This window comes from Rhodococcus sp. NPDC056743 (genome assembly GCF_042790355.1).
Lineage (GTDB): Bacteria > Actinomycetota > Actinomycetes > Mycobacteriales > Mycobacteriaceae > Rhodococcus_F.
Genome location: NZ_JBHTZI010000022.1, coordinates 1 through 5,754, shown reverse-complemented (window position 1 = coordinate 5,754; position 5,754 = coordinate 1). Strand labels below are relative to the sequence as shown.

Here is a 5,754-nt window from a genome sequence, read left to right as displayed (position 1 = left end):
TCGTACACCTCATGCAATCCTTCGTCATGGTCACCTTCCCCATCGAAGTCTGGAAACAACCACGCGTCCCCGACAGCGGCGCCGCCTACGTAGCCGTCACCGTCGAACCCGTCGTCTGAGTACACAGACACGGACGCCAGCGAAAGTAGTTGGGAAGCAAGCAAAACTGTAAAGACCGTAGCGTCCGGCATGCACATCTTCACGCATGCCGGGCGTTGCGGTCTCTTCGTTTTCGGCCGACCAACCCGAGATCTCGAAATATGTTGCACCACAATGCACAATTACGGACACAATCTTGCCATCACTATCTAGGATACGAATACCCTTGCAAGAGAATGCAATTCTTGACAATTGACGGCGCACTGGGAAGCATCGGAATCGCCGCCACAATCGAAGGACCTACGCGATGGCACTCTTTCCCAAACCTGCCGAAGGAAGCTGGACCCAGCACTATCCGGATGTCGGAACCGGGCCGGTGTCCTACCAGGACTGCATTTCGCCCGAGTTCTACGAAGCCGAACGCGAAGCAGTTTTCAAGCAGGCGTGGCTCAACGTCGGTCGCGTCGAGGACGTCGCCGACAACGGTCGCTATTTCACCAAGGAAATCGAAGTCGCCAATACCTCACTCATCATCGTGCGCGATCTGGAGGGACAGGTTCGCGCCTTCCACAACATCTGCCGTCACCGCGGAAACAAGTTGGTGTGGAACGAGATTCCCAGCGCGGAGACCAGTGGTTCCTGCCGCGCCTTCACCTGCAAGTACCACGCGTGGCGCTACTCACTCGACGGGTCGCTGACGTTCGTGCAGCAGGAGGGCGAGTTCTTCGACTTGGACAAGGCCGATTACGGACTGGTCCCGGTGCACTGCGATGTCTGGGCAGGGTTCATCTTCGTCAATCTCGCAAAGGAACCGCCCACTACTCTCACCGAGTTCCTCGGCTCGATGATCACAGATCTGGCGGGATATCCGTTCGAGGAGATGCCCGAGCGCTACGATTTCAGCGCCGACATCGACTGCAACTGGAAGGTTTTCCTGGACGCATTCCAGGAGTACTACCACGTCCCGTCGCTGCATACCCAGGAAGCGACTCCCGACGCCAGACCCCAGATGATGAAGGGTTTCGAGGCTCCGCACTATCAACTCGACGGACCGCATCGGATGGTGTCGACGTCCAGCGTTCCGCGTCGCCTGTGGCCGGCCAATTTCCAGTACCCGATCGAAATGGAAACGCGCAGCGGATTGTTCGGACCGTGGAACGAGCCCGATCTCGGGGGCGAGATGTCCGGAACCAACCCTGGACGCATCAAGGCGTGGGCGGCCGACAACTTCCAGATCTTCCCCAACCTGGAAATCTTGATCTGGGCCAGCGGGTGGTATCTCGTCTACCGCTACTGGCCTACATCACACAACACGCACCGGTTCGAGGGCACACTCTTCTTCCCGCCGGCCAAAACCGCCAGTGACCGCGCTGCGCAGGAATGCGCCGTTGTCATGTTCAAGGAGTTCGCTCTGCAGGATGCGGGTACCCTCGTCGGAACTCAGCAAGGTCTCGATGCACTGGGCAGCTCGAGCGACTTCCCGCTCAACGACCAGGAACTTCTCGTCCGACATTTCCACAAATCCATTGCCGACTGGGTCACGAGCTACCAAGGTTCCGGGGTGAACGTATGACGACAATCAATCCTCTTCTGCCTGAGGAATTCTCGGAACTCGAGGGTTTTGCCGCCGCGTGGTGTCTCGAGACGGAGGCAGAACGCTGGAATATGCGGATGGCAAGCAGCATGGCAACGATGCAGGCGTTCTACGACGCCGGATTCCCCGTACTTCAAGACGCGCTTGCCTACTGCGACAAGTTTCCGCTCGACGACCTCCCCGAGGACGCGCGCAATCTGCTCCGCCTGGTGCACTCCGTCATCATGGTCGCGATGTGCGTCGAAATCTGGCATCAGCCCAAGGTGGTGGACGGCGGTGACGCCATCCTGCACCGTCTCACCGAACCATCGTTCTGAAGATGTCCCACTGTTCGAAATGACCACTGACTCAGGTGAGCAGCCCCTCGCCTCAAGAAACGAGACATACGCGCAAGCGATGTCGCGGGAAACGGTGTAGCCATGACCGACTTCGAGACCAAGAACTTTTTCAAGGACGACGATCTTGTCGTGGACCCGTACCCGTACTTCGAGGCGATGCGCGGTCAATGTCCCGTCAAGCGCGAACCGCACCACAACGTTGTCATGGTGACGGGATACGAGGAAGCCGTGGAGGTACTGCAGGACAGCGTGACATTCTCGTCGTGCACTTCGGTTACCGGTCCATTTCCCGGGTTCCCGGTCCCGCTCGAAGGCGACGACGTCTCGGAACTGATCGAACTGCACCGCCACAAGCTCCCGATGAACGATCAGCTACCGACACTCGATCCACCGGTACACACCGACCACCGCGCCCTGCTCATGCGATTGATCACGCCCAAGCGCCTCAAGGAGAACGAGGACTGGATGTGGACACTCGCAGACCAGTTGCTGGACAAGGCACTCGAGGGCGGCGAAGGTGAATTCATCAGCGAGTTCGCCCTCCCGTATGCACTGTTGGCCATCGCCGACCTCCTCGGCGTTCCCGAGGTCGACCGGAACAACTTCGTTCGAAATCTCGGACGGCCACACGATGGTGGGAGTGGTGGCCTCGGAAGCACCGGCGACGACACGTTGGCGCACACGCCGATGGAATTCCTGTACGCACAATTCACCGCCTATGTCGAGGACCGTCGCCGCGAACCACGTGACGACGTCATGACAGGTTTGGCCACCGCGACCTTCCCGGACGGATCGACCCCCGATGTCGCAGACGTCGTACATGTTGCTGCCAACCTCTTCTCGGCCGGCCAGGAAACCACGGTCCGACTACTCAGCTCCGCGCTGAAGATTCTTGCCGAAGAGCCTGAGCTCCAGGCACTTCTGCGCAAGGAACGCGATCGCATTCCCAACTTCATCGAAGAGACTCTGCGAATCGAAAGCCCGATCAAGGGCGATTTCCGGCTCTCTCGAGTTCCCACAACCATTGGTGGAGTGGATATCCCGGCGGGCACCACGGTAATGTTGGTCAACGGCGCCGCCAATCGCGATCCGCGCCAGTTCCCGGATGCTGCGACATTCGACATAGATCGACCCAATGCTCGCACGCATATCGCCTTCGGCCGTGGTATTCACAGTTGCCCCGGTGCTCCACTGGCTCGTACGGAGGCGCGGATCTGCCTCGAACGTCTTCTGGACCGCACCACGGACATCAGAATTTCGGAGAGCGCTCACGGAACTGCGGATAACCGCAGTTTCCAGTACGTGCCGACGTTCATTCTCCGCGGTCTCACCAACTTGAACCTCGAGTACACACTCGCAGCGGAGGACGCCTGATGAAAGTCTCGGTCGACCCGGACGGATGCAAGGGACACGGCGTCTGCCTCACCATCGCACCTGAGGTTTTCACGCTCACCGACGACGGTTACGCCGAGGCGATTGCCGATGTGGTTCCGACAGACGTGGAAAGTGCAGTTCGTGACGCTGCCGCGAACTGTCCCGAGCGCGCAATAACCTTGACCTGAACTCACTTTCATCCTTCAACCACACAACGACCAGGAGTACGCAATGCCCAAGGGATATGTCATCTTGACCGAAGCCATCAAGGACGAAGCCGGCATGAATGCCTATGGTCGGGCATCTGCACCGTCACTGGCACAGGGCGGTGCCACAGTTCTGTCGGTCGAAACGACACCGCGCGTGCTCGAGGGCGATTGGCACGGCGACCGGACAGTTGTCCTCGAGTTCGTATCGGTCGAGGCAGCCCGCACGTGGTACGAGTCCGACGAGTACCAGGAGGCAAAGGTGTTGCGCGAGAATGCTGCCGAGACCAATGCCGTGATCCTGTCCGGATTCGAAATGCCGAGCCGCCGTGGCTGATGTCGAACTGTCGTGTGGTCTCCCGCCTGGTCCTGATTTTGCCGACCAGGTTGTCCTCGCCGAAGAGTTGGGATATTCGCGGGTGTGGATCTACGATTCCGCACCGCTGTGGGAGGACCCTTTTGTCCACTTGGCGTTGGCAGCCGAGCGGACCACACGGATCGGTTTGGCAACTGCCGTCCTGATTCCCGAGCAACGATCCCTGCTGACAATGGCTTCGGGAATCGCGACGGTGGCTCGGCTGTCGGGTGGGCGGTTCCGGGCATGTTTCGGCACCGGTTTCACGGCCAGACTGTCGGTGGGTCAGCGTCCCATGACGATGCGGGCCCTGGGCGAGTACGTTCGCGGCCTCCGCCAACTGCTGGCGGGCGAGATCGCGATCGTGGACGGCAAGCCGACACGGATGCTGCATGCCGACGGACTGACCGCGAACCGGCCCGTCGACGTCCCGCTGTGGCTGAGCGTGTTCGGGCCCAAAGGAATCGGTTTGGCAACCGAGATCGCCGATGGAATCGTCGGCCCACCTCATGCGAGCCTCCCGTCAGCGATCATCTCGTCCGGAACGGTTCTCGATCCGGGCGAGGATCCAGACTCGGATCGGGTTCGCGAGGCGATAGGTCCGTGGCGAGTTGTCGACTGGCACAACGCTTATATCACCGACGGAGCTGAAGCTGTGGATGCGATGGCAGGCGGCCGGGCGTGGCGTGAGGAACTTGAAGCCCTGTCCCCAGGGAGTGAACGACACTTGCTGACGTTCGAGGGGCATGTCACGCATCTCACCGATCGCGATCGCGGGTTGCTCGAGCACATCGATCTGAAGTCAATGGTCGGTGACGCCGACCGGATCGCCCGAAACCTCTCGCGACTGGGCGACTACGGGTATCGCGAAGTCATCTACACGCCCTCCGGACCTGATGTCGTACGGGAATTACGATTGTTTGCCGACGCTCATCGAGGTAGCCACCCACGCCGATAGTGCGCTTCTCTCAGAACTTCTCGCGCGGTGCCCGTTCGTCGGGCACCGCGCGTTCTTCGTGTGCAGAGCAACCAATGCAGTCCGGCGTTGACGACGGATGAGGACTGTGGAAATATTGCACTCAGTAAGGAGAATGTGATTCTCAAAGATGAGATCGAAAATATTGCACTCTTTCGATGACAGCAAAGGAAACGAGCGTCTGATGCGGCTATCTCCGTTACCCGAAGCAGATTGGGACGACCAGGTTCGCTCGTCGTTGCGCGGAATGCTGCCCCGTGAGCGGCAAAACCCGGAAGGTGCCGGGCCCGCGTTGTCCACGTTGGTGAATCACCCTGAGCTGACCAGGGACTTCCTCATCTTCAGTACGCGAATGCTGTTCCGCAACAGCCTTCCTCCCCGTCTACGCGAACTGGCGATCTTGAGGGTTGCAACGCGCCGGAACTGCGCTTACGAGAAGACCCATCACATCATCATCGCCCAGGAAGAAGGAGGCTTGACGCCGGCCGAGATCGAATCGGCCATGCGCGGCGAAGCCCTCATCGAACCCGACATCACTGTGTTGCGGGCCGTCGAAGAACTCGAAGTCGATTCGATCGTCTCGGACGAGACCTGGGCAGCACTCAGCGAGCATTTCGACAAACGACAACTCATGGACTTTGTCTTCACTGTCGGCTGCTATGGCCTGATGGCCATGGCCTTCAACTCATTTGGCATCGAGCCAGATCACGAAAGCGAGTAGACCGTGCCACACTTCGCCAAACCGGCCGCGGGAAGCTGGACCGAACAGTATCCCCACCTCGGCACCGCACCCGTCGACTACACCGACTCCA

General features: G+C 59.7%; 7 protein-coding genes. All 7 read left to right on the top strand.

Annotation, left to right across the window (positions count from 1 at the left end; all coding sequences use genetic code 11):
• Nucleotides 1-406 precede the first annotated feature (406 nt).
• The 7 genes from ACFRFQ_RS30425 (at nt 407) to ACFRFQ_RS30395 (ending at nt 5,663) form a co-directional block, all read left to right on the top strand.
• A complete protein-coding gene (locus ACFRFQ_RS30425) occupies nt 407-1,672 on the top strand; it encodes an aromatic ring-hydroxylating dioxygenase subunit alpha (protein WP_378665301.1) in 1,266 nt (421 codons plus the stop codon).
• A complete protein-coding gene (locus ACFRFQ_RS30420; RefSeq protein WP_378665300.1) occupies nt 1,669-2,010 on the top strand; it encodes a hypothetical protein in 342 nt (113 codons plus the stop codon). Before ACFRFQ_RS30425 ends, ACFRFQ_RS30420 begins: the two co-directional genes overlap by 4 nt.
• Nucleotides 2,011-2,112: 102 nt before the next feature.
• Nucleotides 2,113-3,405 carry a cytochrome P450 gene (locus tag ACFRFQ_RS30415; protein WP_378665299.1) on the top strand — a complete coding sequence of 431 codons (1,293 nt, stop codon included), beginning with the start codon at nt 2,113-2,115 and terminating at the stop codon, nt 3,403-3,405.
• Nucleotides 3,405-3,593: a ferredoxin gene (locus ACFRFQ_RS30410; protein WP_378665298.1), complete on the top strand. Its 189-nt coding sequence runs from the start codon at nt 3,405-3,407 to the stop codon at nt 3,591-3,593. The genes ACFRFQ_RS30415 and ACFRFQ_RS30410 overlap by 1 nt, the downstream gene beginning before the upstream one ends.
• Before the next feature lie 43 nt (nt 3,594-3,636).
• Nucleotides 3,637-3,948, top strand: coding sequence for a DUF1330 domain-containing protein (locus ACFRFQ_RS30405; protein WP_378665297.1), 312 nt, complete (start codon nt 3,637-3,639; stop codon nt 3,946-3,948).
• On the top strand, nt 3,941-4,924 hold the full coding sequence (locus ACFRFQ_RS30400; RefSeq protein ID WP_378665296.1) for an LLM class flavin-dependent oxidoreductase: 984 nt from the start codon (nt 3,941-3,943) through the stop codon (nt 4,922-4,924). Before ACFRFQ_RS30405 ends, ACFRFQ_RS30400 begins: the two co-directional genes overlap by 8 nt.
• Before the next feature lie 202 nt (nt 4,925-5,126).
• Nucleotides 5,127-5,663, top strand: coding sequence for a carboxymuconolactone decarboxylase family protein (locus tag ACFRFQ_RS30395; RefSeq protein ID WP_378665295.1), 537 nt, complete (start codon nt 5,127-5,129; stop codon nt 5,661-5,663).
• Nucleotides 5,664-5,754 lie beyond the last annotated feature (91 nt).